This window comes from Actinospica durhamensis (assembly GCF_018139695.1).
Taxonomy (GTDB): Bacteria; Actinomycetota; Actinomycetes; order Streptomycetales; family Catenulisporaceae; genus Actinospica; species Actinospica durhamensis.
Genome location: NZ_JAGSOG010000109.1, coordinates 1 through 25,749, shown reverse-complemented (window position 1 = coordinate 25,749; position 25,749 = coordinate 1). Strand labels below are relative to the sequence as shown.

Here is a 25,749-nt window from a genome sequence, read left to right as displayed (position 1 = left end):
CGGCGGGCGTGGCGGCGTCGACGCGGGTGTCCGAGGCCTGCGTCTGCCGGCCGGGCGTCTGTCGTCCGGGCGGCGGCCGGTCGGCCAGGGATGCGGCGGACTTCGGCGACGGGTCGGGCGCGGGGGCGGGCGGCTGCCCGGGCTCCGGCGTCCGGGCGCGCATCCGCATCGAGGTCGCCGGCGCGCTCGGCAGCGTCGTCGGGGACTGCTTCGGCAGGGACAGGGCACTGCCGGCCACCGACTGCAGCTCGTATCGGGCCGCGTCCATGCTCGGCCGGCTCATCGGGTCGTTGTGCATCATCCGCAGCAGCGCGTCGGTGAGCAGGCCACTACGAAGCGGCGGGCGCATCTCGCCGTTCACGATCCGCAGCAGCAGCGCCATCACGGCCGGACCGGTGCCGAACGGCGGCTCGCCCTCCACCGCCGCGTAGAGCGTGGCGCCGAGGGAGAACACGTCGCTGGACGCGGTCGCCGCGCGGCCCTGCGCCACCTCCGGCGCGACGTACGCCGGCGTGCCGAGCATCTCGCCGGTGCCGGTCACCGTCGCGTCGCCCACGGCCCGGGAGATGCCGAAGTCGGTCAGCTTCGCCTTGCCGTCCTCGCCCAGCAGGATGTTGCCGGGCTTCACGTCCCGGTGCACGATGCCCGCCTCGTGCGCGGCGGCCAGGGCCGAGGCGAGCTGCACGCCGATCTCGGCCGCCCGCACCGGATCCAGGTAGGACTCCTCGGCGAGGGTCTCGGAGAGCGTGCGGGCCCTGACGTACTCCATCACGAGGTACGGGCGCCCCGCGTGCTCGGCCACGTCGAAGACCGCGACGGCGTTCGGATGGTGCAGCCGGGCCGCGATCCGCGCCTCGCGGCGGGCGCGCAGGTTGGACTGCTCCAGCTGAGTGCTGCTCAGGCCCACCCCGCCGCGCAGCTCCTTGACCGCCACCGTCCGCCCGAGCCGCTCGTCCCGGGCCAGCCACACCACACCCATCGCGCCGCGGCCCAGCTCGGAGGACAACCGGTACCGACCGGCTATCAGTTCGCCCTCGTCGCTTGTGGACACCCGCAGCTCCTTCCCCGGATCGGGGCCCGTCCCCGTCCCAGCCGTCCGCGCCCCTGCCTGACCGTATGTCAGGACCGCGAACGACAAGGGATCGTATCGGCGCGCGGAGCCCGGCGTGCTGCAGCGAGCGATTCAAACGCCAAGACCTTGTTCCACTTTCGATCCGCTGGTAGGTTTCCGGGACCGTCCCGAAAAAGGCAGGCCTTCATGTCCACGACCGACTCCACCTCCTCCACCGGCGTGACCGGCGCCGCCCGCGTCGAGCGCGACCGGCTGCGCGCCCTGCTCGAGCGTGAGCAGGCCGCGTTCGCCGAGCGCAACCCGCGCTCCGCCGCCGCGTACGCCGAGGCCGACTCGCTCTTCGGCCGGGTGCCGATGACCTGGATGAACAAGACCTGCGCGCACTTCCCGCTCTACCTCGACACCGCGCGCGGCGCGCACGTGACCGACGTCGACGGCCACGAGTACGTCGACTTCTCCCTGGGCGACACCGGCTCGATGGCCGGACACAGCCCCGCCCCCGTCGTCGAGGCCGTACGCCACCGGGTCGAGCAGCTCGGCGGGCTGGCCGTCATGCTCCCGACCGCGCAGGCCCAGGCCGCGGGTGCCGAGCTGGCCGCGCGCTTCGGGCTGCCCCGCTGGTCCTTCTCGCTCACCGCCACCGACGCCAACCGCTGGGCCATCCGCCTTGCCCGCGCCGTCACCGACCGGTCGAAGATCCTGGTCAACAGCTACTGCTACCACGGCTCGGTGGACGAGTCGCTCATCGTCACCTCGCCCGAGGGCGGCGCGCCGCGCCCCGGCAACGTCGGCGCGCCGGTCGCGGTCACCGAGACCAGCCGCGTCGCGGAGTTCAACGACCTCGACGGCCTGGCCCGCGAGCTCGCCCACGGTGACGTCGCCGCGGTGCTGATGGAGCCCGCCCTGACCAACATCGGCATCGTGCTGCCCGAGCCCGGCTACCTCGAGGGGGTCAGGGAGCTGACGCGCCGGTACGGCAGCCTGCTGATCATCGACGAGACCCACACCTTCTGCGCCGGGGTCGGCGGCGCCACCCGGGCCTGGGGCCTCGAGCCCGACGTGGTCACCATCGGCAAGGCCATCGGCGGCGGCATCCCGGCCGGCGCCTACGGCCTTTCCGCCGAACTCGCCGACCGCCTGCTCGGCCGCGAGGACCTGGACCTGATCGACATGGGCGGGGTCGGCGGCACCCTGGCCGGCAACGCCCTGTCCATCGCGGCCGTGTGCGCCACCCTCGGCGAGGTGCTCACCGAGGAGGCGTTCGCGCACATGCACGCGCTGGCCGAACGCTTCGAGGCCGGGGTCGCCCGCGTCATCGGCACCCACCGCCTGCCCTGGTCCGTCACCCGCCTCGGCGCCCGGGTCGAGTACCGCTTCGCCGACCCCGCCCCGCGCACCGGCACCGAGGCCGCCGCCGTGCACGACCAGGAGCTCGACGACTACCTGCACACCTACCTGGCCAACCGCGGCATCCTGATGACCCCGTTCCACAACATGGCCCTGATGTCCCCGGCCACCACCGAGGCCGACGTCGACCTGCACTCCCGCCTGTTCGCCGAGGCCGTCGCCCTGCTGCTCGGCCCGGACGCCGCCGCGTGACCGCCCCGTCCCCGCCGCCGCCGTCCGCGCCCGCGCCGCGGCTGGACGAGACCGACAAGCAGATCCTCAGGGCGCTGCAACGCGACGGCCGCGCCTCCTACGCCGAGCTCGGCCCCGCCGTCGGCCTGTCCGCCCCGGCCGCCCGCACCCGCGTCCAGCGCCTGGTGGACACCGGCGTCGTACGGGTGGTCGGCGTCACCGACCCGATCGCCCTCGGCCTGCCCACCATGGCCATGCTCGGCGTGCGCGCCGACGGCGACGTGCGCGCCGCAGCCGACGCCGTCGCCGCCTGCGAGGGCGTGATCTACGTGGTCCTCACCGCGGGCTCCTTCGACCTGTTCGTCGAAGTGGTCTGCCACAGCCCGGCCGAGCTGCTCGACCTCGTCAACGACCGGATCAAGGCCGTGCCCGGGGTGACGCACGTGGAGACCTTCACCTACTTCGGGATCCACACGCACCGCTTCGTCTGGGACGTACCGTAGCGCGGACGGGGGCGGGGCGCGGAGCGCGTGGGCGTCCGGCTCGAACCCGGCGTTGAACTGCGGTAACGCTGGATTGCTGACCCTGCTGTCGAACCTTGATATGCGACGCACCCTGTCCTACGCTCGCTGGCGCGACCATCTTCGGGAGGACCGGCATGTCGAGCGTCACATCCGCCGCCGCGAGCGCGGGCATCGCAGTGAACCAGCCGGGCGCGCCGAGCGGGGCGGGAGGGACGGGCGGGCCGGTGCTGCGGCTGGGCGATCTGCACGGCTCGCTCGCCGACCCGCTGCTCGACGCGATGAACCTGCTCAACGAGGTGACCGGCCGATATCCGCGGGCGATCTCGTTCGGGCCCGGGCAGCCGTACGAGGGCTACTTCGACGTGGACCAGGTGCACGGGTTCTACGACGCCTTCCTGCGTTACCTGCGCGAGGAGCGCGGGATGGACGAGGCGCGGGTGCGCAGCGAGATCTTCCAGTACGGCCGGACCAAGGGGATCGTGCACGAGCTGCTGGCGCGCAGCCTGGCCGTGGACGAGGGGATGGACGCCGACCCGGAGTCGCTGGTGCTCACGGTCGGGGCGCAGGAGGGCATGATCCTCGTGCTCCGGGCGCTGTTCGCCGAGCCGCGGGACGTGCTGCTGGTCAGTTCGCCCTGCTACATCGGCATCACCGGGGCGGCGCGCACGCTCGACATCGCGTACGAGCCGGTGGCCGAGGGGCCGGACAACGTGCCGGACGTGGCGGCGCTGCGGGAGGCGGCCGCGGCGGTGCGGGCGCGCGGCGGGCGGCCGCGCGCGTTCTACGTGGTGCCGGACTTCGCCAACCCGTCCGGCTCCAGCATGCCGGTGCCGGACCGCGAGCGCCTGCTCGAGGCCGCCGCGGCCGAGGATCTGATCGTGATCGAGGACAACCCCTACGGCTTCTTCGCCCTCGACTTCGCCGCGCGGCCCACGCTCAAGTCGCTGGACCGGGACGGGCGCGTGGTCTACATCGGCTCCTTCGCCAAGACCTGCTTCCCGGGCGCGCGGCTCGGCTACGTGGTGGCCGACCAGCCGGTGGAGTATCCCGACGGCAGCCGGGTGCTGCTCGCCGACGAGCTCGCCAAGATCAAGAGCATGGTGACGGTCAACACGCCGTCGCTCAGCCAGGCCGTGATCGGCGGGATGCTGCTGCGGCACGACGCGAGCCTGCGCCGGGCCAACGCCGACGCGACGCGGTTCTACGCGCGCAACATGCGGACCCTTCTGGCCGAGCTCGACCTGGCCTTCCCGGCCGAGTTCCGCGAGCGGTACGGGATCGCCTGGAACCGGCCGGAGGGCGGGTTCTTCGCCGTGGTGCAGGTGCCCTTCCTCGCCGACGACGCCGCGATGGTGCGCTCCGCGGAGCGGCACGGGGTGCTCTGGACCCCGATGGCGGGGTTCTACCCGCAGGGCGGCGGCGAGCGGCGGCTGCGGCTGTCCTGCAGCGTGCTCGACCCGGAGCGCATCACCGAGGGCGTCACCCGGCTCGCGGCGTTCGTGCGTGAGGAGATCGAGGGGCTGGAAGAAGCCGGAGGGCTTGCCCGGGACGGGGGCTGACCGGCCGCGGTCAAGCGGTCAGACGGTCAAGCGGTCACGGCCGTGGCGAGGCTCTCGACGTTCTGCGCGCAGGCGCGCAGGGCGCTGAGTTCCTCGGCGTCGAGGTCCCACTCCACGACGGAACGCAGGCCGCCGCGCCCGATCGCCACGGGCACGCCCACGCCCACCCCGTGCACGCCGTATTCGCCCTCGAGTACGGCGCAGGCGGGCAGCACGGTCTCGGCGTCCGCGCTCAGGGCTCGGACCATCCGCGCGGCGCCCAGGCCGCTGGACCAGGTCGAACTGCGGCCCGAGTCGAGCGCCACGTGGCGTACGTACCAGGTGTCGAGGTACTCGCGGGCGGCGGCGCGCTCCGCGTCGTCGAGGTGCGCCGGCTCGCCGTGCACGGTGACGCGGCTGAACAGCGGGACCTGCCCGGCGCCGTGTTCGCCGACCACCCAGGCGTCCACGTCGCGGGGATGGGCCGCGCGTACGGCGCCGATCGCGGTGCGCAGCCGGAGGCTGTCGTTGAGGGCGTAGCCGAGCAGCCGCTTGCGGTCCGGCCAGCCCTGGCGGTAGAGCCAGGTCAGCAGCGGGTCGACCGGGTTGGTGAGCAGCAGCAGCACGCCGCGGAAGCCGGTCGCGCGCAGTTCGTCGAGGGTGGCGGCCAGGATCCGGCGGTTGTCCTCCAGGTAGACCGCGCGGGTGCTGTTGGGCCGCAGCGGGGCCGAGGCGCAGCAGACGGCCACGTCCGCCGTCGCTGCGTCCGCGAGGGTGCCGCCGCGTACGGTGGACGCGCCGGGGGCGAGGGCGACCGCGTTCTCCAGGTCCATCACGTGGCTGGTGATCATGTGCGGCCGGTTGTCGGTGAGTATGAGCTCGAATTCCTCGGGCGCGGTGGCCAGGCAGAAGGCGGCGGCGGAGCCGACCCCGCCGCCCCCGCCGATGATGACGACTCTCATGAATCAGTGGCTTCCTTCGCGGGTGTTCGCGGGTGTCGCATGCGGCGGGGAGGCGCTCAGCGAGCCAGTCTAGACACGCGGGTGCGCGCGCGTCGACGGGGGTGCTCGCGGTAGACAGTGCTCTGATTTTATTTCTGATAGCTCTCAGTGCATTCCGTACCGGCCCGTCCGCTTTCCCTCGGGCGGGTGTATTTTCCGGTTCGGGGCGGTGCCCGGCTCGTCATTCAGCGCATTTATCCGATGGTTCAATCACTCGTGATCCGACCATCGTGCATATGCTTCACCGCAGGTGGAGACGGTGTCGAAAAAGCATCAGGGTGGCGAATCGCCCATTGCGCGGTGCTGGTTCCCCAGGACCCTCACGCTCGGTGTACCTTATCGCCACACGGGGCAAGTCCGGGAACTGCTGGGCCGACCGAACTCCAGGTCCGAGCCCGCAGAAAGCATGTCAATCCGATAGGAAGAATTCGCACATGGCAATCTTGAAGAAGGCCTCCACCGTCGCCGTGCTGGCGACCGCGGCCGTCATGGGGGCGGCCGGGGCCGCGTTCGCGTGCGGCTGCCAGCCGCCCGCCCCCCACCAGCACGGGCACGAGCACGGCGGGAGCGACAACCAGCTGACCCAGGCCGGCCTGATCCCGGTCAACCTGCTCAACAACACCGACGTCTCGCCGAACGTCGGCTGCGCCGCGGACGGCACGCTCAAGGACCTCACCGCCCAGAGCCTGATCGGCGCGGTCCCGATCGGTCTCGCGCTCAACCACCTGCTCGAGCACGCCAACCTGAACGTGCTGGCCAACGGCAACACCACGACCGAGGTCCAGGACGACTCCTGCACCTCGAACCAGGGTTCGTCGCAGGCCGGCAACGACAGCCACGGCAGCTGGGGCGCCGGCAGCTCGTCCTCCGAGCACAACGCCGGTGACGGCGCCGGCTCGGGCAACTCCGAGAACGGCGAGGGCGCGGGCGGCCTGATCGGCGGCACCGGCATCCTGGGCACCGGTCTCTAAACCGGCCGCACCCACGTGTGCGCGGCACGCGCCCGGAGCCTCGGCTCCGGGCGCGTGTCATCGTTGCGGGTACGTGCCGTGCGCCGGCGGCGGATCCTTCGAAACTTTCAGCCCCGCGCGGTGGTGACATGCGCCTCGCCCGGGCCGCCGAGATCAGAATTGACAGCCCACCGCGGGTTCGTCAGCTTCCTGAGGGGCCGGTGGGCGGCCCGAAGGGGCGGTGCGGACATGGGCGTGGTGCGGAGCACGGTCGCGATCGGCTTCCAGGGCGAGGGCGGCGGCGTCGGCGAGCTGACCTGGGGTCAGCAGGAGATCTGGCACACGATCCAGCGGACCGGGCGCACCCTCAACATCGGCGGCGCGCTGCCGATGCCGCCGGGCACGAGCGTGGAACGCATCACGCGGATGCTGCGGTTCTGGATCAGCCGGCACCCGGGCCTGCGCACCCGGATCTGCTTCATGCCGGAGCCGCGCCAGGTGGTGGCCGAGTCCGGCGAGATCGCGCTGCACGTACTCGACGTGGACGACGCGGACGACGGGAATGGCGCGGGTGCCGCCGCTGCCGCCGCTGCCGCCGAAGCGTTGCGGGTGGAGTTCGAGGCGCCCGCGTTCGACTACCCGAACGAGTGGCCGGTACGGATGGGCGTGGTCCGGCAGGCTGGCGAGGTCACCCATATGGTCGTGCAGTACTGCCATCTGGCCGTGGACGGCGGCGGCATCGACGCGATGGTGCGCGACCTGGCCCACCTCGAAGCCGGCGCGCCCTACCCTCCGGTGCCCGGCCCGTCCCCGCTGGAGCTGGCCCGGATCCAGGCCACCGCGGCCGGGCGGCGCGCGAGTGACAAATCCCTGCGTTACTGGGAGGGTCTGCTGCGCCGCATCCCGACGCAGCGGTTTCCGGCTCCGGGCGAGGGCCTCGAGCCCCGCTTCTGGGAACTGTGCTGCTACTCCCCGGCACTGCACCTGGCGTTGCAGCGGATCGCCGCGCGCACCGAGACGAACACGACGCACGTGCTGCTCGCCGCCTACGCGGTGGCGCTCGCCCGCGTCACCGGTATCCAGCCGAGCGTGGCGCAGACCGTGGTGAGCAACCGGTTCAGACCCGGTCTCGGCGACCTCGTCGGCCAGATCTCGCAGCCCGGACTGTGCGTCGTCGAGGTCGGCGACGTCCCCTTCGACGAGGTGGTGGGCCGCGCGTGGAAGGCCGTCACCGCGGGCGCCCTGCACGGCTACTTCCACCCGGCGGCCCACCGAGCCATGCTCGACCGGCTCTCCCAGGAGCGCGGGGAACGGATCGACGTCTCCTGTTTCGTCAACGACCGCCGCAGGGACGCCGAACTCGAACCTGGCGCGCCGCCGCCCACCGACGACGAACTGCGCGCCGCGCTCGCTCGCACCACCCTGCACTGGGACCGCAAGCAGCCCGTCTTCGACGCCACCCTCTTCCTCCAGGTGGACTCAGGTCCCGACCTCAACGCGCCGCCGCGCCCGACGTCCGAGGAACAGACGTCGGAACGGTCAGAACAGTCAGAACGGTCGGAGCCGGAGCCCGCGGTGTTCCTCGCGGTCTGGGCCGACACCCGCCATCTGGCGCCGCCTCAGGTCGAGCGGTTCGTCCGGGCAATGGAGGAGATCGCCGTGCAGGCGGCCCTCGACCCGCTCGCTGCCACGGGCGTGAGGCAATCCGCCGACTTCGCCTCCTGACGGCGTCGCCGGGTACTACCATCGCAACAATCGGGGCCAGGGCCCGTCGGTGCGCACGGAGCGCGAAGAGCGGAGGGCGGCCGCGGATGCCCCCGAGCAGATACTGGGTCGAGATCCACCACGGCGGATCGTGCGTCGGGGCCGGCTTCTTCATCATGCAGCGCTACGTCCTGACCGCCCGCGAGTGCCTGCGCGGAGTCGAGGCGGACGACACGGTCCAGCTGCACTGCGCCGACGGACTGGTGGTCGAGGGCCGCATCCACGGCCCGCAGCCGCAGGTCGACCTCGCGCTGATCGAGCTGACCAAGCCCCGCGACGCGCCGGTGGACCTGCCCACCGCCGACGTCGCGGTCCTCGAGGACTATTGGCTCAACCCCTACCGGCCCGGCGGCGGCGCCTCGTTCCTCACCGGCTACGTCGACCGCGCCGACGTGCTCTACCCGGGTCGGGACGGTGCGCCCCTCAAGGCCCTGCAGCTGCGGTGCGACCACGGCGGCGGGCCGTACGCGGGCTATGCGGGCAGCCCGGTCGAACGCGTCGTCGGCGACAGGGCCCTGATCGGCGTCTTCCTCGGCCAGGGCGCGCGGCCGCCCGAGGTGGACGGCGCCACCGACGTCCTGTTCGCCGCGACCATGAAGGCGGTGGCGGAGCACTTCGACTGCTTCGACGTCGGGCACCTGATGAAGGTGCTGACCTCCGAGGACGGCCTGGACGCCGACTCGGCCGACACGCCGAGCCCGGTGCCGGAGCGCGCACCGTGGCAGGACCAGCTGGACGAGGCCACCGCCCGCGCACAGTGGCTCGAGGAGCGGGTGGAGCGGGGCCTGCTGCAGGCGGAGCCGGTGAAGATCATGATGCTGCAACTCGCCAAGCAGGTCGCCGGGTCCGGCGGCGCGTCGAGGGAGGTGCGGTGACGCCGATGCCACTCTCCCTCAACTTCCTGACAGTGGGGCTGCTCGGCCTGCTCGATCGAGAGCCCGGCAACTCGCTCGCGGACAACGCCGCCGTGTGGGCCGAGCTGGGCAGGTTCCGCGACGCGTTCGAGAAGTCCTTCGGGACCCATGACGACGCCCCGGTCGAGATCCCCGCCCTGACTCGGCTCGCGATCCGCCTCGATGCCCTCGGGCTGCTGGCCGAGGGGGACGAGCGGGATCTGCTCTGTCGGACCATGGTCGACGTGGCGCGCTTCTGCCTGCGCCGCGGCCTGCTGCAGGAGGCCGAGGGGTGGGCCCGCCGGGCCTGCGCTGTCTCCTCGCGCAGCGTCACGGCCGTGGCCGAAGTCTCCGCGGCGCACGTCCTGTTCGACGTGAGCTGTCGGCGTGCGGACTCCGCCGAGATGGCCGCGACCGCCCGACGGCTGTCCGTGGCCACCAGCCGCAGACTCGCCGAACTCCACCGGGACGACCCCGAAGCGCTGATCCGGGTGGGAAACCTGGCCGGCGCACAGCTCGCCGTCGCCAGGTCGCAGCACGCGTATCCGCGCTGTGAGGCAGTCACCGACGTCCTCGTCATCACCGCCTTCCGGCTCTGCGCGGTGCTGGGTGCCCGTGATCCGCACGCGCTCGCCGCCACCGTCACGGCCGCGGTGGCGCAGTTCGAGCTCGCCCGGGACGAGGGCTCGCCGGAACGGATGCAGCACGCGGCGCGGCGGCTGAAGATCCTGAGCGACGACCTCGAACCCTGGGCCGCCCGGCATGACGAGGACCATCAGGCCTCTCGACTGGCCGCCACGCTCGCCCTCGCTTCCGCGACCGCGCAGGTCGAGGTGGCACGGGCGGTGAACGCGCAGGGTGAGCTCGCCGAGGCCGCACTCGCCCTGCGCGCACTGGTGTCGATGTGCGAGCGGCGTTTCGGACCGCACTCACCCTTCGTGCTCGACGCGCGGATCAACCTCGCCCTCGCCTGGCTCGAACACGCGCGTGCGCAGTGGAGCAGGGATCTGATCGCCGAGGCGCATCGCTCACTGGCACGAATCTCCCAGGAGTTGCGCGGATACACCGGCGAGGATCATCCGCTCCGGGAGTCGGTCGGCGAGGCGTACGACCTCGCTGGCCGACTCCTGGCCAACATGGACTGGCCACAGCCGATCCCGCATGTGGCGATCAACGACGTCGGAACCACCGAAGACCTCCTCGCCGCAATCGACGCGAGCTTCAAGTACTTCGCGGACGGCGACATCGTGGACGGCACCGTCGTCCACGTCGACTACAACGAGGTCCTGCTCGACATCGGCTACAAGACCGAGGGCATCATCCCGGCCCATGAGCTCTCGATCAGGAACAACCTCGATCCGCACGCGGTCGTGGCAGTCGGCGACCACGTCGAGGCGCTGGTCCTGCAGAAGGAGGACAAGGACGGTCGGCTGATCCTGTCCAAGAAGCGCGCCCAGTACGAGCGCGCCTGGGGCACGATCGAGAAGATCAAGGAGGATGACGGCTTCGTCACCGGCGTCGTCATCGAGGTGGTCAAGGGCGGACTGATCCTCGACATCGGGGTGCGCGGCTTCCTGCCCGCCTCGCAGGTCGAGACGCGTCGCGTGCGCGACCTGCAGCCTTACGTCGGCAAGGAGCTCGAGGCCAAGATCATCGAGCTGGACAAGAACCGCAACAACGTGGTCCTGTCCCGCCGCGAGTTGCTCGAGCAGGTCCGGTCCGCGGTGCGCCAGTTCTTCCTCACCACCCTGCTCAAGGGCCAGGTGCGTTCCGGTGTGGTCTCCTCGATCGTCCACTTCGGCGTGTTCGTGGACCTCGGCGGCGTCGACGGTCTGGTCCACGTGTCCGAGCTGTCCTGGAAGCACGTGGACCACCCCTCCGAGGTCGTCGAGGTCGGCCAGGAGGTCACGGTCGAGGTCCTGGACGTGGACATGGACCGCGAGCGGGTCTCGCTCTCGGTCAAGGCGACCCAGGAAGACCCGTGGCAGCAGTTCGCCCGGACCCACCCGATCGGCCAGGTCCTGCCCGGCCGGGTCACCAAGCTGGTGCCGTTCGGCGCGTTCGTCCGGGTGGACGAGGGCATCGAGGGCCTGGTGCACATCTCCGAGCTGGCCGAGCGGCGCGTGGAGCTGCCGGACCAGGTCGTCCGGGTCGGCGAAGAGGTCTTCGTCAAGATCGTCGACATCGATCTGAGGCGGCGTCGGATCTCGCTCTCGATCAAGCAGGCGGACGTGGGGCTGACCGGCGATCCGACCGCCGACCAATTCGACCCGACCCTGTACGGCATGGTCGCCTCGTACGACGCCGCGGGCGAGTTCGTCTACCCGGACGGCTTCGACCCCGAGGCGGGGGAGTGGCTCGAGGGCCACGACGCCGAGCGCGCGGCCTGGGAGGCGCGGTATGCGGCCGCGGAGCAGCTCTACGCACGGCATCAGCGGCGGATCGCCGAAGCGGCGAAGGCCGTCGAGCCCTCGCCGGCCACCGAAGCGCCGCAGGCCACCGAGGTGGAGCAGAACGTGGAGTCCGCCGGGGCGTGAGTTCTGCCGGGCGGCCGCGGACCCGGCACGGGCCTGAGTTCCCGTGCCGGATCCGCGTGGAGGACACGTGCGGGGTCTATGCTCTCCCCACCGCCGCCGCGTGCCGGGTCAGGAGGCGATCTTCCAGTCCTGGCAGGAGTTGTTCAAGGCCTGCCACTCGTCCACCTTCGTGCCGTTCGCGGTACCGCAGTCCACGGCGTCGAGGACCATGCCGCTGTTCACGTTGACCAGGGAGTAGTACGAGCCGTCCGGGACGACCTGCCACTCCTGGCAGGTGTTGCCCAGCGAGGCCCACAGGTCCACCGCGGTGCCGTCGGACCAGCTGCAGTCGGTCGCGTCCAGCATGGTCCCGCTGTTGACGTTCTTGACGGTGTAGACGTTCGCGCCGAGGCTGGTGAAGACCCACTCCTGGCAGGTGTTGCCCAGGGCGGCCCACAGGTCCACGGCGGTGCCGTTGGCGCTCTCGCAGTCGGTGTCGTCCATCACGGTGCCGGCGTTGACGCTGGTCACCTTGTACTCCGAGCCGGAGGTGAGGCTGACGCTGATGGAGTGGTAGGCGGCCGCGACCACGTTGGCCTGCACCGAGCTGTCCGCCGCGTCGGTCGGGTAGCCGGTGGTGATGACGCCCTCGAAGAAGGAGCCGACCGAGCCGTCGCTGTCGTCGCCGCCGGTGCCCAGGACGATCGCGCCCTCCTGGTGCATCGGTTCGTACCCGCCCGTGGTCGGCAGTGAGCCGCTGTACCAGGTGGACAGGCTGCCGGACTGCGCGTTGCCGCCCTTGATCGCGTAGGTGTTGGTGCCGTTGTCCTTCACCAGGGCGGTGACGAAGGCGGAGGAGTTGCCGGCGTTGGCGGTGTTCGAGCCGTTGCCCCCGGCGAACAGGCCGTTCTCCAGGTCGGCCTGGACCCACGGGCCGCTGCCGGTACACGGCGAGAACCAGCACTCGGAGCCGAAGTTGATGGCGTCCATGTGGCCGTTGCCGTTGTCGTCGTTGTTGGTCTCGGCGTTGCCGTAGTCGAAGCAGCAGCGGTTGTTGAAGTGGGTGCCGCTGGTGACCATGTACGCGCCCTGACCGGTGCTGCGGGTGGGCACGCCGGAGGTGGAGTCGTCGCGGTAGCCGACCCCGGCCGAGACGTAGACGCCGTACACGTCGTGGCCGTCGACCTCGACCGGCAGCGCGTTGGCGATGGCGCCGACGTTCTGGCCGCCGTTGCCGCCCGAGCCCTCGACCTTGAGGTTGTTGCCGCGTCCGGACTGGTCGTAGATCTCGGTGATGGTGCAGATGGTGCCGGAGCAGAACGAGTTCTGCGTCGCCGCGTTGGCGTAGCTGCCGGCCGAGACCGGGTAGATCGCGGTACTCGTGCCGTCCGAGGCGCGCTTGACCTCGTAGAGCGCTCCGTCGTACGCGGCGTAGAGCGCGCGGGTGGTGCTGTGCGCGGCCACGCAGGGCGTGCCGGCGGCGGCGTAGATGTCACAGGGTTCTGACGTCGCGGCCTGCGCCGCGCCGGCGGTGGCGAACACCATGCCGCCGACCAGCAGCAGGGCGCTGACGGCGGGGACGAGCGCGCTGCGCAGGCGGCGCGGCAGGCCGAGCCTGCGCGGCCGGGTGCTTCCAAGCCTTCGCCTGAGGGACAAGGCGGGCTCCTTTCCAGTCTCCTCGGGCCGGGGCGTCGCTGCCGCCGACCCAGGGTGGGTGAGGATTGGAATCCGCGGACTCCGTCACGCGCGCTGTGACGGCGTCGTCCGCGCCCCGCACCGCCGGCGGGGCAAATCCGCCGGTGGAACGGGGTGGTGCAATTGTTAGCGCTAACATTTCGGTCGAAGAAAAAACGCGCGCGACATTCTTCAGGAAGACGCGGGCGCTCTCGCCGACACGATGGCGCTTACTATGGACCGGGGTTCGGGTAACGTCAAGGTTTCCCGGCCCGCGCGGTCGCGGGCGCCTTTTCGGCCCCTTCGTGATCGGAATCAGGATCCGAATCTTGATCAGGATGCGTTGTCACCGGTATCGGCGCAGTTCGTCAGTCCTCGGAGAATGATCGTGGAGATCTCCTCGAGCCGCCCGGCCTGCTCGGCGTCGAGTCGGTCCAGGAACAGCTCCCGCACGTCCGCGGTGTGCAGCGGCACCGCCGCGCGCAGGGCCGCGAAGCCGCCGCCGGTGATCCGGGCGTAGGCCGAGCGGGCCGGCCCGGTCTCGCGGGCGACCAGGCCGCGCGCGGCCATCCGGGTCAGCTGGTGGTGCAGCCGGCTCTTCTCCCAGGCCAGCTCCTCGCCCAGGACGCAGGCGCGCATCCGGCCCTCGGGCGCCTCCGAGAGCGCGACCAGCACGCTGTAGTCCGCGTTCGAGAGCCCGCTGTGCGCCACGAGCCGCTGCTCGAGGCGGCCGCGCAGCAGCTCGGTCATCCGGAAGAACGCGCGCCAGGTGCCCAGTTCCCGCTCGTCGAGCGGGCCGTGGGCGGCGACGGGGCGGGGCGCGAGGGTCGACGGGGTCGGCATGATCCCAGCCTAGCCGGATCAGGTTGACGTATCACCTACCGCGGTGGCAGATTGGGGAGCAGTTTGAGGTGACGCATCAACTTGAGCTTTTTTCTGGACGACCGCCGGCGGCCTCGATCCAGCCGGTGGACGAAGGAGCAGTACATGACGACGCCGCAGCGCAAGCCGGTCAGCCGCAGGATCGACCGGGTCGATGAGCGCCTCCACCTCGGCCCCGACGCCCAGGTCGACGACAAGAACCTGATCTTCGCGCCGCGGCCCGAGCGCACCGACCCCTTCCTGCTGCTGGCCGAGGACTGGTTCTCCTCGCCCGGCTTCGAGTGGCATCCGCACCGCGGGATCGAGACGGTCACCACCGTGGTCGACGGCGTGCTCGAACACGGCGACAACGCCGGACACGCCGGCGCGCTCGTCGCCGGCGACGTGCAGTGGATGACCGCGGGCAGCGGGATCATCCACCGCGAACTGGCTTTCCGCAACGAGCGGGCGCACACGCTGCAGCTGTGGGTGAACCTGCCGCGCAAGAAGAAGATGGTGGACACCCGCTACCAGGACCTGCGGGCCGGCGAACGGCCGATCGTGCAGCGCGACGGGGTGCGGGTGGACGTGGTCGCGGGCCGGGTCGGCGGCGTGTCCGGGCCGGCCCGCACCCACTGGCCGATCTCCGGTGCGATGATCACGCTGGAGCCGGGCCGCTCCACCGAGCACCCGGTGCCCGGCCGTGACCGCGCGTTCTGCTACGTCATGGCCGGGCGCGTCTCGGTCGGTTCGCGCACGCTGGTGGCCGGGCAGACCGGGTGGTCCGACCCGGTGCGCGGCGCCGAGGCCACCACCGCGCGGATCACCGCGGCCGACGGCGACTCGCCGAGCGTGGTCATGCTCTACTCGGGCGAGCCGATCCGGCAGCCGGTGGCGATGGGCGGCCCGTTCGTGATGAACAGCGCCGCCGAACTCGAACAGGCCGCCCGGGATTTCCACGCGGGCCGTTTCGGCAGGATTCCGCGCCAGGCCCGGCTGCGCCATCTGTGATCTTTCGGTCCTGCGGAATTCGAGCGGCCGAATTCCGCGAGACTCAGGATTCGATCACGAAGGCGAAGCCGACGCGATGAGCTCCGCGGCCGCATTCTCGCGGCGGGGCAGGAGCAGCGGCGTGGCCAGAAGCAGTACCCCGGCGGCGGCGATGGCGGCGCGCGGGCCGACGGCGTCCGCGAGCACGCCCCACAGCGCCGTCAGCAGGGCGATGCTCGCGCTGCTGCTGACCGACCACGCCGCCAGAGTGCGGGCGACGCGCTCGGGCGCGGTGAACTCGAGGCGGTAGGTGGCGAGCAGCGGGTTGAACAGGCCGCAGCAGGTCACCAGGCCGAACTGAACGACCATCACCAGCGCCATTCCGGGTACGCCGGGCTGGACGAACGCGAGCCCGACCGGCCAGCAGGCGCGCGCCATGCCGGAGACGCGCATCACCCGGTGCTGTCCGTACCGCGTGGCCAGCGGACGCGCGAGCCGTGAGCCCAGCAGGCCGCCGACACAGGGGGCTGCGAAGACCAGGCCGTACTGCCACGGCGCGAAGCCGAGCCGGTCGAGCAGCAGCACGGCCATCAGCGGCTCCGACGCCATGATCAGACCGTTGACCGCGATGCCGTTGGCGAACAGCGGCCGCAGCGTGGGGTGGGCGAGGATGTAGCGCCAGCCCTCGAGCAGCTCACCCGCACGCATTCGGGGCGCTGCGATGCGTTCCCGGCGTACCTCAGTCGCGCCGACGGCCTTGATGCCCAGAGCCGAGAGCAGGTAGCTCGTGGCGTCGGCGATGATCGTGGTCACCGGGCCGAACAGCCCGATCGCGGCGCCGCCGAGCGGCGGCCCGACCACCGTCGAGGTCCACATGGTCGACTCGAACCGGCCGTTCGCGACGAGGAGATGTTCCGGCGGCACCAGCGACTTGAGGAACGCGCCGCCGGCCGTCTTGAACGCGATGTCGGCGGCCGCGCAGACGATCGACACAACGAGAAGTTGAGCAAAGGTCAGCAGGCCGAGCGCGTACGCGGCGGGCACGGTCAGCAGCGCGAGGAACCGGGCCAGGTCCATCGCGATCATCACCGGGCGCTTGCGCCGCACCTCCATCCACGGGCCGAGCGGCAGCGCGATCAGCGCGCCCACCGCCCGCCCGGAGGCCGCGAGCGCCGCCACCTGCGCCGCGCCGCAGTGCAGAACCAGGACCGCGATCAGCGGAAACGCGCCGAATCCGAGCCCTGAACCGTAGGCGCTGACCGTGTACGCCGCCCACAGCCAGCCGAACCGCCGCCCCAGTCTCCGCTCCGACCGCTCTGTCCCGCGCATCCCACGCACCCTTCCGCCCGCCGCCCGGCCGTCCGCCGACCCCGGACATCGAACCGGGAAACCGGGGTGCGGATCAAACAACTGCCGGGTCGCTTCGCACAACCTCAGGTTGTGTCCGTAGGATCGGAGCGTGGATCTCGACGTCGTGCGCACCTTCGTGGCCGTGGCGGACGCGGGGCGCTTCCAGGACGCCGCCGCGCAGCTGTCGATCACGCAGCAGGCCGTGTCCAAGCGGATGGCCGCCCTGGAGAAGGACCTGGACGTGCGGCTGTTCACCCGCACCGCGCGCGGAGCGAAGCTCACCATCGACGGCCAGGCCTTCCTGCCGCACGCCCGCGACCTGCTGCGGGCCGAGGAGCGGGCGCTCGCCTCGGTCCGCCCCGGCCGCCGGGCGCTGCGCGTGGACGTGATCGGCCGCCGCCTCGCCCCCTCCGGCCTGCTGCGCGCGTTCCACCAGGCCCACCCCGAGGTGGAGCTCGACGTGGTCACGCTCTTCGACATCGACGCGGCGCTCGAGGCCCTGTTGTCCGGCGCGATCGACGCCTCGTTCCGCGCCGTCACCATGCCCGGCCTGCGCCTGCCCGGCGGAGTGAGCACCGCCCGGGCCCACGACGAGCCGCTGGCCCTGCTCACCGGCCCGGCCCACGCGCTCGCCGACGCCCGCGCGGTCACCCTGGCCGAGCTGGCGGGGCATCGGATCTGGATGCCCGGCATCGTTCCCGGTACGGAGTGGGCCGCCTACTACGACGCCCTGGTCGCCGAGTTCGGCCTCACCATCGAGATCACCGGCCCCGACTTCGGCACCGAGCCGCTGCTCGACACCGTCGCCGACTCCCGTTCGCTGGCCACCTTCGTGGGCGAGCAGACCCGCCTGGTCTGGCCGGCCGACCAGGGCCTGCGCCGCATCGCCATCAAAGCGCCGACCCCGGTCTACCCGCACACGCTCCTGTGGCACCGCGACAACGGCCACCCGGCGCTCATCACCCTGCGCGAGCACCTGAACTCCCATCAGATCGACGCCCCAGGGACCTGGATCCCGGCCTGGGCGAGGGTCTGAGCGCCAGCCGTACCTCGCCTGTACCCAGCCCGCACCTCGTACGCAACGGGCGCACCGCGTGTGCGTTCTCCTCTACAGTCGTTCCGGCGGTGCTGCAGACAGAACGCTGCGTCGACACGTACCGTCGAGTGACCCGGCCGCCCCCCGGCGGCCGGATTCGGAACAGGCACAGGAGGTGCGCGCAGGTGACACCGCGTCCGGCCGGAAACGGCCGACCCGCACTCGGACGCGCCCTCGGATGGCTGCGTGCGCACGACCCCGGCCTCGCGGCCACCCGCCGTGCCGGGCGTACCGCGCTGGTCATGCCCGCGCTCTTCGCCCTGTGCCTCGAGGTGCTGCACGAGCCGACGATAGCGAGCTTCGCAGCGTTCGGATCCATCTCGATGCTGCTGTTCGTCGACTACGTCGGCCCGATGGTGCAGCGCCTGCGCGCCCAACTCGGCCTCGGCGTGGCCTGGCTGGTGCTGATCTGCCTGGGCACGCTCGCGGCCCGGGTGTCCTGGGTCGCCGTGCTCGCCACCGTCGTCGTCGTGTTCGTGGTGCTCTTCAGCGGCGTGGTCAGCTCGGTGCTGGCCGGATCCGCCACGGCCCTGCTGCTCGCGTTCGTGCTGCCGGTGGCCACGCCCGCGCCGCTCGGCCAGCTCCCGGACCGGCTGGCCGGCGCCGGGCTCGCCGCCTTCGTGTCCCTGTTCGCGATCTCGCTGCTCTGGCCCCGCTCCGCCACCGACCCGCTCAGCGGCCCCGCGGCACTGGTGTGCCGCACCGCCGCCCGGCAGCTGCGCTCCGACGCCGATCGGCTGGCCGGCGACCACGGCGCCCTGGGTCGCGAGCGGTGCCAGGTGCGCGCGGACGAGGCCGCCGCGGCCGCCGTCGCCCTGCGCCGCGCGTTCGACGCCACGCCCTACCGCCCGACCGGGCTCTCCGCGAGCTCGCGCGCCCTGGTCCGGCTGGTGGACGAGCTCACCTGGCTCAGCGCGATCGTCGCGGAGAGCTCGGCGGCGGTGGCGGCCGAGGACATGCCAGGCGGCGACCCGCAGGCGCACACCGTCCGCCGGGCCGCCGCGGCCGTGCTGGATCAGGCCGCTGATCTGCTCGACGATCCGCACGGCGAGCTCGGCACCCTGGCCGGCGCGGTCGGGATGCTGCGCGAGGCGATGGGCGAGATGGTGCACCACTCCACCGCGCACCTGCCCGAGTACTGCCCCGCCGAGGACGACTTCGAGCTGGTGCACCGGTTCCTGGGCGTGCTCGAGGCCTCCTTCCGCGCCCAGGAGCTCGGCTTCGCCACCGTGCAGATCGCCTCCAACGTCGAGCTCGCCGCCCGGGGCGAGCAGCGCAGCTGGCCCGAACGCCTGCTCGGCCGCGAGCCCGGCCTCGCGAACGTCGGCGTCGAAGGCGTCGAGGGTGCCCGGAGCGCCGGCGACGCCGGTGACCGCGGGGCGTGGGCGGCGGCCTGGGAACGGGCCGCGGCGCACCTGCGGACGCAGTCGGTGTGGCTGCACAACAGCCTGCGCGGCGCGGTCGGCCTCGGCGCCGCGGTCACGCTCGCGCACGTCACCAGCGCCCAGCACGCCTTCTGGGTACTGCTCGGCACCTTCTCCGTACTGCGCTCCAACGCCCTGAACACCGGACAGAACGCGCTCAAGGCCGTGACCGGAACGGTGGTCGGCTCGGTCGTCGGCGCGGCCCTGCTGGTGCTGATCGGCCACCACGGCACCGCCCTGTGGTTCCTGCTGCCGGTGGCCATCCTCATCGCCGGGATCGCCCCGTCCGCGATCTCCTTCGCCGCCGGTCAGGCCGCGTTCACCGTCACGCTGGTGATCCTGTTCAACATCGGCCAGGACCCGAACTGGCGGATCGTGCTGCTGCGGGTGCAGGACATCGGACTCGGCTGCGCCGTCAGCCTGCTGGTCGCGCTGTTCTTCTGGCCCCGCGGCGCCGCCGCCGCCGTCGACAAGGCCCTGTCCGAGGCGTACGCGGACTCCGCCGCGTACCTGTCCGGCGCCGTCTCCTACGGCCTGGAGTTCTGCGGCGGCGGCCACACCCCGGCCCAGCCGCCGGAACAGACGGGCCGTCAGGCGGCGGCCTCGGCCCGACGCCTCGACGACGCGTTCCGCAGCTACCTCGCCGAACGCGGCGCCAAGCCCGTGCCGCTCTCGGACATGACGACGCTGGTCACGGGCGTCGTCGGGCTACGCCTGGCCGCCGACGCGGTGCTCACCCTCTGGACCCAGGCCGGGCGCGCCCGCCTGAACGGCGAGGGCGTCGACGCCCGGGTCGAGCTGCTCGCCTGGACCGACCGCGTCACCCGCTGGTACCAGCAGCTGGCCGAGGGCCTCGACCGGCACGTGCCGCTCCCGCCCCCGGTCGCCCGCGACCGCGAGGCCGCCGCCCGCCTCGTCGCCTCCGTCCGCGCCGACCTGCGCGACGAGGCCGGGCGCGCCACCGCCAACGCCGTCCGGATGATCTGGACCGGCGACCACGTCGACGCCGCCCGCCGCCTCCAGCCCAGCCTGGCCGCCGCCCGCGCCACCATCGAGCCGCTGGCGGGCTGAGGGGGAAGCGGCCGGATCCAGCTTCGAGGTCCGACGCCGTCTAGTAAGATCCGCATGCTTGGTGAATTTCAACAGCGAGGAGTGGCGAGATGGCGAAGACCGGTAACAAGAGGCGTGCCCGCCGGAAGAAGAAGGCGAACCACGGCAAGCGCCCCAACTCCTGATCGCGCGCCGCGCATCGAGCCGCGCTCGGCTCCGGCCCCCGGCCACCCGCCTGTGCGGGCGGATCGGGGGCCGGTTCGTTTTCGGCCGCTGCCCCCGCGCGCCTGCCTCCCGCGCGCCGGTGCGCGCCCGCGTTCGTGCCCGTGCGCACGGTGTGTCCGCATCGGTACGGACCAGACAGGTAAAGCGCTGATGTACGGGTTAGGCTGGCTCCCATGAACCGCGTCCGGGTGATCGTGTCAGGCAGGGTGCAGGGCGTCTCGTTCCGCGACGCGTGTCGGCGCAAGGCGATCGAACACCGCGTCAGCGGCTGGGTGCGCAACCGTGCCGACGGCGGCGTCGAGGCCGTCTTCGAGGGCGCGCCCGGTGCCGTCCAGGCGATGGTCGCGTGGAGCAGGCTCGGCCCGCCGGCCGCCACGGTCGAGCAGATCGAGCTCCATCAGGAGGCTCCCTCGGGCCTGGACGGCTTCACCATCGAGATCTGAGACCCGATCCCTCAGCGCCTGATCCCTCAGCGCTTGCCCCGCTGCTCGCCCTCGGTCGGGGCCTCGGGGTTGTCCGGGTTCTCGGCCCGGGCGCCGGCGATGTCGTCGAGCCGGCCGGCCAGGTGCTCGCGGTCTGAGTGCAGCCGCTTGGTCGCCCGGCGCAGCTGCAGGATGCGCCCGCCGCCCGGCACGACCACGAGCAGCACTCCGAGCGCCGCGGCGAACAGCAGCGCCACCCCGAGCGGCGCGGTCACGTGTGCGCCGTAGAGGTGAACGAGGACGTGCTGCGAGTTCATCAGGATGAACACCAGCAGCAGGATCAGGATCGCGGCGCCGAGGACGAGCAGGATCCAGATGCCGCCCAGCCGGGAATGGCGGGACGGTACCTTGCTGCCCGCGAGCGGTTGGCGCTGATCGTCGGGGTTCGCGGGGTTCGTGCTCACGTCCGGGCTCCTTCGCTCTGCGTCGCCGGTCCACGGCTCGAACCGGACCTTCGACCCCTCTTACCCGCATTCACACGTCTTGTTCGATGTTCAGCGGTTTTATCCCGGATGCGGGTCCCACCAGCATGCCGGTCGGCCCTGCGCCGCGCATGGCCGGGCCGGTATCCGGGTATCGGCGCGGAGCCGGGAGGTGGATTCGCATGGACAAGAAGTGGTGGACGCTGCTCGCCGTGTGCGTGGGCACGTTCATGCTGCTACTGGACGTCACCATCGTGGTGGTCGCGCTGCCCGACATCCAGCGCGCCCTGAACGCGGGCTTCAGCGACGTGCAGTGGGTCGTGGACGCCTACGCGCTGGCGCTTGCCTCCTGCCTGCTGACCACCGGCGTGCTGGCCGACCGCTACGGCCGGCGCCGGCTGTTCGCGATCGGCCTCGTCGTGTTCACCGCCGGCTCGCTGCTGTGCGGCCTGGCCCAGTCGCCGCTCATGCTCATCCTGTCCCGGGCCGGCCAGGGCGTCGGCGGCGCGATCATGTTCGCCACGTCCCTGGCGCTGCTCGGCGAGAGCTTCCGCGGCAAGGACCGCGGCGTCGCGTTCGGCGTGTGGGGCGCGATCACCGGCATCGCCGTCTCGCTCGGCCCGATCCTGGGCGGGGTGATCACCACCGGGATCAGCTGGCGCGGGATCTTCCTGGTCAACGTGCCCATCGGAGTGCTCGCCCTGGGCGTGACGCTGTGGAAGCTGGACGAGTCGCGCGCACCGCACCCCGGCCGGCTCGACCTGCCCGGCTTCGCGCTGCTCACCGGCGGTCTGGTGGGCCTGGTCTACGGGCTCATCCGGGCCGGTGAGAGCAGCTGGGGCGACGACGGCGCGCTCGTCGCGCTGACCGCCGGCGGCGTGCTGCTCGTGGCCTTCCTGCTCACCGAGCTCCTGGTCCCCAACCCGATGTTCGACCTCGCGCTGTTCCGCAAGCCCACCTTCGTCGGCGGCCTGTGCGCGGCCTTCGCGATGAACGGCTCGCTGTTCGCGATGCTGCTCTACCTCGTGCTCTACCTGCAGAACGTCCTGGGCTACTCGGCCCTCGGCACCGGCACCCGGCTGCTGGTCTCCAGCGGGGCGATGCTGGTGGCCGCCACGATCGCGGGCCGGCTGAGCGAGCGCGTCTCCGCGCGCTGGCTGATCGGACCCGGCCTGCTGGCCGTCGGCATCGGGCTGCTGCTGATGGGCGGCCTTGGCGCGACCAGCAGCTGGACCCACCTGATCCCCGGCTTCATCGTCTCCGGCCTCGGCGCGGGCTTCGTCAACCCCCCGCTCGCCTCCACCGCGATCGGCGTGGTCGAGCCGGCCCGGGCCGGCATGGCCTCCGGCATCAACTCCACCTTCCGCCAGGTCGGCCTCGCCACCAGCATCGCCGCGCTCGGCTCGATCTTCACCACCTCGCTGCGCAACAACCTCACCAACGCGCTCGCCCACACCCCCGCGGCCGGCTACACCGACCAGGTCATCAACGCCGTCCGCGAGGGCCAGTCCGGCGGCACGAGCAACGTCGTGCCGCCCGCGCTGCGCCCCGAACTGCAGCAGGCGATCAGCACCAGCTTCACCGGCGCCCTGAACAACCTGCTCACCGTCACCGCCGTCCTCGCCCTGGCCGGCGCCGTGCTCTCCGCCGCCCTGATCCGGGACAAGGACTTCGCGGCGCGGCAGTAGGCCGGGTGGGGTGTCCGTCACGCGGTGCCGGTGCCGGTGCCGGTGCCGGTGCTTGTGCTTGTGCGTGTGCGGGCGTCGGCACGCCGCCCCGTCTGCCCGTGCCGCCGATTGCGCGCCAGCCGCCGCAACACCGGCAGCGCCGCCAGCACCGTCCCACCCAGCGCGATCAGCCCCGTCCCGACCTCGACCGAGATCCGCCCGTTGCGCGACCAGTAGACGTCCTCGAGGTCGACCAGCAGCGCGAACTCGTCGATGATCAGCCCGAGCCCCATCCCGTACGTCAGCGCCACACTCGGATGCCTCCGCCGCTCGTCCTCCCCGTGCACCGCGATCGCCCCGACCCCCGTCAGCATCGCGATGCCCCACAGGTAGTGGTGCAGGTGCACGCCACCCGTGCTGACGTCCCGGAACGGCCCCCGCCCGGACCGGATACTGTGCGTGACCCCGCGCGCGACCGCGAACGTCCCGGTGAACCCGAGCCAGGACAGCAGCGCCGAGCGCTCCGAGACCCCGAGCTCCTCGACGTAGGCGGTGTGCACCTCCTCGGGCAGCCGCCTGAGGTGGTCCACGCAGAAGGCCGCGGACCCGCTCGCCGGAAAAGTAGCACTTTGCCCCATCATGACAATTTAATCCCGCCCGGGCTGCGTCGCCCGTTGCCGCGTACCGCAGCAGACCGTCATCCCCGTCCCGCCGACAATCCGCCGACCATCCCGCCGAGGAGCACCCATGCCCACACCGACCGGCTCGACCTCGACGCAGCTGATCATCCTGCGCGGCAACTCCGGCAGCGGCAAGAGCACCGTCGCCGCCAGGCTGCGGGCCGCGTACGGCCGGGGGATCGCCCTCGTCCCCCAGGACTTGGTCCGCCGCGAGATCCTCCGCGAACGCGACGTGGTCGGCGCGGTCAACGTCGGCCTGCTCGACGTCATGGTCAGGCACGTCCTGGATCAGGGCATTCACGTCGTACTCGAGGGCATCCTCTACGCCGAGCACTACGGCCGGATGCTCACAGCCCTGATCCGCGACCACGCCGGCGCGACGTGCGCGTACTACTTCGACATCCCTTACGAGGCGACCCTCGAGCGCCACTGGACCAAGCCGAACTGCGACGACTGGACCCCGCAGGACATGCGCGAGTGGTACCGCGCCGCCGACGTGCTGCCCGACGCGATCGAGCGGATCATCGGACCGGAAAGCTCGCTGGACGCGACCGTGCAGCGCATCCTGGCCGACACCACGCTACTCACCGCTCCGCGCCCGCCTCAGCCCGGCTTCACCGAACGCCCGTCGCTGCCGACGGTTCCGGGCAAACGCGGCGTAGCCTCATAAGTATTGCGTTTCGGCAAAGCCCCTGACGGATCATCACGTAGCTCGTAGGCTGCGTGCCGTCGAGGGGTGGTGGCGCATCAATGAATCCGCCGATCGCCGGCGTGGCTCTCGCCGTGTTCGTGTTCGTAGTGCGCTGGCTGCTCGCGTGCGCTCGGGCCAACCAGGTCCGCCGGTCACAACAGCGTCAGCCGACTCCGAGAAGCGCACGGACGACTGTGGACGCGCACTCGCGGAGAGTGGGAGAACTCAACCGTCGAGCGGAGTGGGATCAGTCCCCGGGCGGGCGATTGGCGGCATCCGTGGGGTCGCCGTACCGGGTGGAGGATCCGCCGTCGACTGAGCCGCCTGCGCAACGGACACCGCGTGACTGAGCTCGCGTCCCCTCCCGATGGAGACGGATTCGCGCAGGTGGGCGGGCTGAGGGTAATTCAGATGCCGGTCGAGATCTCGGGTGTGATACTCGCCCCGTGGAGCGGTTTCGGTGTGCGGGCTGCGGATCGGTACTGAGTGCGCCGCTGCGGCTCGTGGATCTCCCGACGCAGCCGCACCCATTCATGCTCGATCATCATCGCCTTAACCCCACGCTGCTCGAGCCCGGCACATACGCGATCGATGAGGCCGAGGTCGGGAGCGAGCGGGTCGCGGGTTCCTTCGTGCTCGCACCCGGCGATCTACGGGGAGTGCGGTTCGTTTACGAGCGGGTCTTGATCGGCTGTTGGTCGCTTAGCGGCCAACGGCCATGCCTTGCCTGCGAAGGATGCGCCGCCCTGGTCGCCTGTCGAGCGGACGACTGCCACGTCGCCCAAGAGGCACGCTTCCTCCCGGACCTGGTGACCCGCGAGGACTGCGGCGAGGAGCGGCAGAGCCCGCCCGCGCCGTTCGCCCTGATCGCGGACTGGGACGAAGCTCCTGTCGACACGAGACGATCCGGATGGGTCCCGAAGCCGGCCCGGCCACGGCCGGAGCTCACCGCGACCCGCTGGCGCGCCAGGGGCCTGAAGTCGGAGACGTTCCGGGACGATCCGCCGGCGTGACGCGCCCATGTGACGCATCCATGTGACGCGCCCGTGGTTCGGCCTCGCCGGGTGACGTGCCGTCAGCCGCGCCCGTCAGCCGCGCAGGACCTCGGCGAAGAAGTCGAGGGAGCGGTCCACTTCCTTGAGGGAGGCGTTGCGGTTGAGGTGGCCGTGGAGCATTCCGGCGGCGAGGTGGGAGCGGACGGGGACGTCGGATTCCTGGAGCTGGCGGATGAGCAGGTCGCCGGAGGCGCGCAGGTCGTCGTATTCGGACAGCATGACGGCCGTCGGGGGGAGGTGGTGGAG

At 71.8% G+C, this 25,749-nt stretch carries 21 protein-coding genes and 2 pseudogenes; 15 read left to right on the top strand and 8 right to left on the bottom strand.

Annotation, left to right across the window (positions count from 1 at the left end; all coding sequences use genetic code 11):
* Window positions 1-1,051 (bottom strand): serine/threonine-protein kinase (locus KDL01_RS21140; protein WP_212530281.1); only part of this gene is annotated, 1,051 nt, incomplete at its 3' end.
* A 207-nt stretch (window positions 1,052-1,258) separates the two neighbouring features.
* Here KDL01_RS21140 and KDL01_RS21135 point away from each other — a divergent pair.
* The 3 genes from KDL01_RS21135 (at window position 1,259) to KDL01_RS21125 (ending at window position 4,733) form a co-directional block, all read left to right on the top strand.
* Window positions 1,259-2,671, top strand: a complete 1,413-nt coding sequence (locus tag KDL01_RS21135; RefSeq protein WP_212530280.1) for a transaminase — start codon at window positions 1,259-1,261, stop codon at window positions 2,669-2,671.
* A 41-nt stretch (window positions 2,672-2,712) separates the two neighbouring features.
* Window positions 2,713-3,153, top strand: a complete 441-nt coding sequence (locus KDL01_RS21130; RefSeq protein ID WP_212530284.1) for an Lrp/AsnC family transcriptional regulator — start codon at window positions 2,713-2,715, stop codon at window positions 3,151-3,153.
* A 155-nt stretch (window positions 3,154-3,308) separates the two neighbouring features.
* Entirely contained in the window at window positions 3,309-4,733 is a 1,425-nt protein-coding gene (locus tag KDL01_RS21125) for an aminotransferase-like domain-containing protein (protein ID WP_212530279.1), read from the top strand.
* Between the two features lie 26 nt (window positions 4,734-4,759).
* Here KDL01_RS21125 and KDL01_RS21120 read toward each other — a convergent pair whose 3' ends face one another.
* Window positions 4,760-5,674, bottom strand: coding sequence for a lactate/malate family dehydrogenase (locus KDL01_RS21120; protein WP_212530278.1), 915 nt, complete (start codon window positions 5,672-5,674; stop codon window positions 4,760-4,762).
* Between the two features lie 473 nt (window positions 5,675-6,147).
* Here KDL01_RS21120 and KDL01_RS21115 point away from each other — a divergent pair, with 473 nt between their 5' ends.
* The 4 genes and pseudogenes from KDL01_RS21115 to rpsA all read left to right on the top strand — a co-directional run.
* Window positions 6,148-6,684 (top strand): hypothetical protein, encoded by a 537-nt coding sequence (locus KDL01_RS21115; RefSeq protein ID WP_212530277.1) that lies wholly within the window; start codon window positions 6,148-6,150, stop codon window positions 6,682-6,684.
* A 228-nt stretch (window positions 6,685-6,912) separates the two neighbouring features.
* Window positions 6,913-8,388 carry a condensation domain-containing protein gene (locus tag KDL01_RS21110; protein WP_212530276.1) on the top strand — a complete coding sequence of 492 codons (1,476 nt, stop codon included), beginning with the start codon at window positions 6,913-6,915 and terminating at the stop codon, window positions 8,386-8,388.
* Window positions 8,389-8,474: 86 nt separating this feature from the next.
* Window positions 8,475-9,302 carry a trypsin-like peptidase domain-containing protein gene (locus KDL01_RS21105; protein WP_212530275.1) on the top strand — a complete coding sequence of 276 codons (828 nt, stop codon included), beginning with the start codon at window positions 8,475-8,477 and terminating at the stop codon, window positions 9,300-9,302.
* Window positions 9,303-10,456: 1,154 nt separating this feature from the next.
* A pseudogene (gene rpsA / locus KDL01_RS45375) lies at window positions 10,457-11,782 on the top strand (30S ribosomal protein S1); the annotation flags it as partial.
* Window positions 11,783-11,965: 183 nt separating this feature from the next.
* Here the strand turns inward: rpsA and KDL01_RS21095 are convergent.
* Window positions 11,966-13,381, bottom strand: coding sequence for an arabinofuranosidase catalytic domain-containing protein (locus KDL01_RS21095; protein ID WP_368861617.1), 1,416 nt, complete (start codon window positions 13,379-13,381; stop codon window positions 11,966-11,968).
* 462 nt (window positions 13,382-13,843) lie between these two features.
* Window positions 13,844-14,353: a MarR family winged helix-turn-helix transcriptional regulator gene (locus KDL01_RS21090; protein ID WP_212530273.1), complete on the bottom strand. Its 510-nt coding sequence runs from the start codon at window positions 14,351-14,353 to the stop codon at window positions 13,844-13,846.
* 144 nt (window positions 14,354-14,497) lie between these two features.
* On the opposite strand from KDL01_RS21090, the gene KDL01_RS21085 reads away from it, so the two are divergent.
* Window positions 14,498-15,382 (top strand): pirin family protein, encoded by an 885-nt coding sequence (locus tag KDL01_RS21085; RefSeq protein WP_212530272.1) that lies wholly within the window; start codon window positions 14,498-14,500, stop codon window positions 15,380-15,382.
* A 54-nt stretch (window positions 15,383-15,436) separates the two neighbouring features.
* Here KDL01_RS21085 and KDL01_RS21080 read toward each other — a convergent pair whose 3' ends face one another.
* Window positions 15,437-16,690 carry an MFS transporter gene (locus KDL01_RS21080; RefSeq protein WP_212530271.1) on the bottom strand — a complete coding sequence of 418 codons (1,254 nt, stop codon included), beginning with the start codon at window positions 16,688-16,690 and terminating at the stop codon, window positions 15,437-15,439.
* Between the two features lie 130 nt (window positions 16,691-16,820).
* Between KDL01_RS21080 and KDL01_RS21075 the strand changes: the two genes are divergently transcribed.
* The 4 genes from KDL01_RS21075 (at window position 16,821) to KDL01_RS21065 (ending at window position 20,949) form a co-directional block, all read left to right on the top strand.
* A complete protein-coding gene (locus tag KDL01_RS21075; protein ID WP_212530270.1) occupies window positions 16,821-17,747 on the top strand; it encodes a LysR family transcriptional regulator in 927 nt (308 codons plus the stop codon).
* A gap of 185 nt (window positions 17,748-17,932) precedes the next feature.
* Window positions 17,933-20,302: an FUSC family protein gene (locus tag KDL01_RS21070; RefSeq protein ID WP_307846473.1), complete on the top strand. Its 2,370-nt coding sequence runs from the start codon at window positions 17,933-17,935 to the stop codon at window positions 20,300-20,302.
* A gap of 89 nt (window positions 20,303-20,391) precedes the next feature.
* Window positions 20,392-20,466 (top strand): 50S ribosomal protein bL37, encoded by a 75-nt coding sequence (locus KDL01_RS46800; RefSeq protein WP_438801976.1) that lies wholly within the window; start codon window positions 20,392-20,394, stop codon window positions 20,464-20,466.
* A 213-nt stretch (window positions 20,467-20,679) separates the two neighbouring features.
* The gene (locus KDL01_RS21065) at window positions 20,680-20,949 is read left to right on the top strand and encodes an acylphosphatase (RefSeq protein WP_212530269.1); all 270 of its coding nucleotides are present in this window, start codon (window positions 20,680-20,682) and stop codon (window positions 20,947-20,949) included.
* Window positions 20,950-20,975: 26 nt separating this feature from the next.
* On the opposite strand, the gene KDL01_RS45370 is transcribed toward KDL01_RS21065, so the two are convergent.
* Window positions 20,976-21,392: a LapA family protein gene (locus KDL01_RS45370; RefSeq protein WP_212530268.1), complete on the bottom strand. Its 417-nt coding sequence runs from the start codon at window positions 21,390-21,392 to the stop codon at window positions 20,976-20,978.
* Between the two features lie 200 nt (window positions 21,393-21,592).
* Between KDL01_RS45370 and KDL01_RS21055 the strand changes: the two genes are divergently transcribed.
* Window positions 21,593-23,098: an MFS transporter gene (locus tag KDL01_RS21055; protein WP_212530267.1), complete on the top strand. Its 1,506-nt coding sequence runs from the start codon at window positions 21,593-21,595 to the stop codon at window positions 23,096-23,098.
* A gap of 17 nt (window positions 23,099-23,115) precedes the next feature.
* Here the strand turns inward: KDL01_RS21055 and KDL01_RS21050 are convergent, their stop codons facing one another.
* Window positions 23,116-23,718, bottom strand: a complete 603-nt coding sequence (locus KDL01_RS21050) for a hypothetical protein (protein ID WP_212530266.1) — start codon at window positions 23,716-23,718, stop codon at window positions 23,116-23,118.
* 106 nt (window positions 23,719-23,824) lie between these two features.
* Between KDL01_RS21050 and KDL01_RS21045 the strand changes: the two genes are divergently transcribed.
* Entirely contained in the window at window positions 23,825-24,427 is a 603-nt protein-coding gene (locus KDL01_RS21045; RefSeq protein ID WP_212530265.1) for an AAA family ATPase, read from the top strand.
* Between the two features lie 524 nt (window positions 24,428-24,951).
* A complete protein-coding gene (locus KDL01_RS21040; RefSeq protein WP_212530264.1) occupies window positions 24,952-25,461 on the top strand; it encodes a hypothetical protein in 510 nt (169 codons plus the stop codon).
* Window positions 25,462-25,536: 75 nt separating this feature from the next.
* Here the strand turns inward: KDL01_RS21040 and KDL01_RS21035 are convergent.
* A pseudogene (locus KDL01_RS21035) lies at window positions 25,537-25,749 on the bottom strand (alpha/beta hydrolase fold domain-containing protein); the annotation flags it as partial.

Coding starts and splice junctions, on each gene's coding strand:
- KDL01_RS21065 (WP_212530269.1), top strand. CDS start 20,680: ATGAACCGCGTCCGGGTGATCGTGTCAGGCAGGGTGCAGGGCGTCTCG.
- KDL01_RS21120 (WP_212530278.1), bottom strand. CDS start 5,674: ATGAGAGTCGTCATCATCGGCGGGGGCGGCGGGGTCGGCTCCGCCGCC.
- KDL01_RS21115 (WP_212530277.1), top strand. CDS start 6,148: ATGGCAATCTTGAAGAAGGCCTCCACCGTCGCCGTGCTGGCGACCGCG.
- KDL01_RS21135 (WP_212530280.1), top strand. CDS start 1,259: ATGTCCACGACCGACTCCACCTCCTCCACCGGCGTGACCGGCGCCGCC.
- KDL01_RS21125 (WP_212530279.1), top strand. CDS start 3,309: ATGTCGAGCGTCACATCCGCCGCCGCGAGCGCGGGCATCGCAGTGAAC.
- KDL01_RS21055 (WP_212530267.1), top strand. CDS start 21,593: ATGGACAAGAAGTGGTGGACGCTGCTCGCCGTGTGCGTGGGCACGTTC.
- KDL01_RS21080 (WP_212530271.1), bottom strand. CDS start 16,690: ATGCGCGGGACAGAGCGGTCGGAGCGGAGACTGGGGCGGCGGTTCGGC.
- KDL01_RS21105 (WP_212530275.1), top strand. CDS start 8,475: ATGCCCCCGAGCAGATACTGGGTCGAGATCCACCACGGCGGATCGTGC.
- KDL01_RS21095 (WP_368861617.1), bottom strand. CDS start 13,381: ATGGTGTTCGCCACCGCCGGCGCGGCGCAGGCCGCGACGTCAGAACCC.
- KDL01_RS21085 (WP_212530272.1), top strand. CDS start 14,498: ATGACGACGCCGCAGCGCAAGCCGGTCAGCCGCAGGATCGACCGGGTC.
- KDL01_RS21050 (WP_212530266.1), bottom strand. CDS start 23,718: ATGATGGGGCAAAGTGCTACTTTTCCGGCGAGCGGGTCCGCGGCCTTC.
- KDL01_RS21110 (WP_212530276.1), top strand. CDS start 6,913: ATGGGCGTGGTGCGGAGCACGGTCGCGATCGGCTTCCAGGGCGAGGGC.
- KDL01_RS21045 (WP_212530265.1), top strand. CDS start 23,825: ATGCCCACACCGACCGGCTCGACCTCGACGCAGCTGATCATCCTGCGC.
- KDL01_RS21090 (WP_212530273.1), bottom strand. CDS start 14,353: ATGCCGACCCCGTCGACCCTCGCGCCCCGCCCCGTCGCCGCCCACGGC.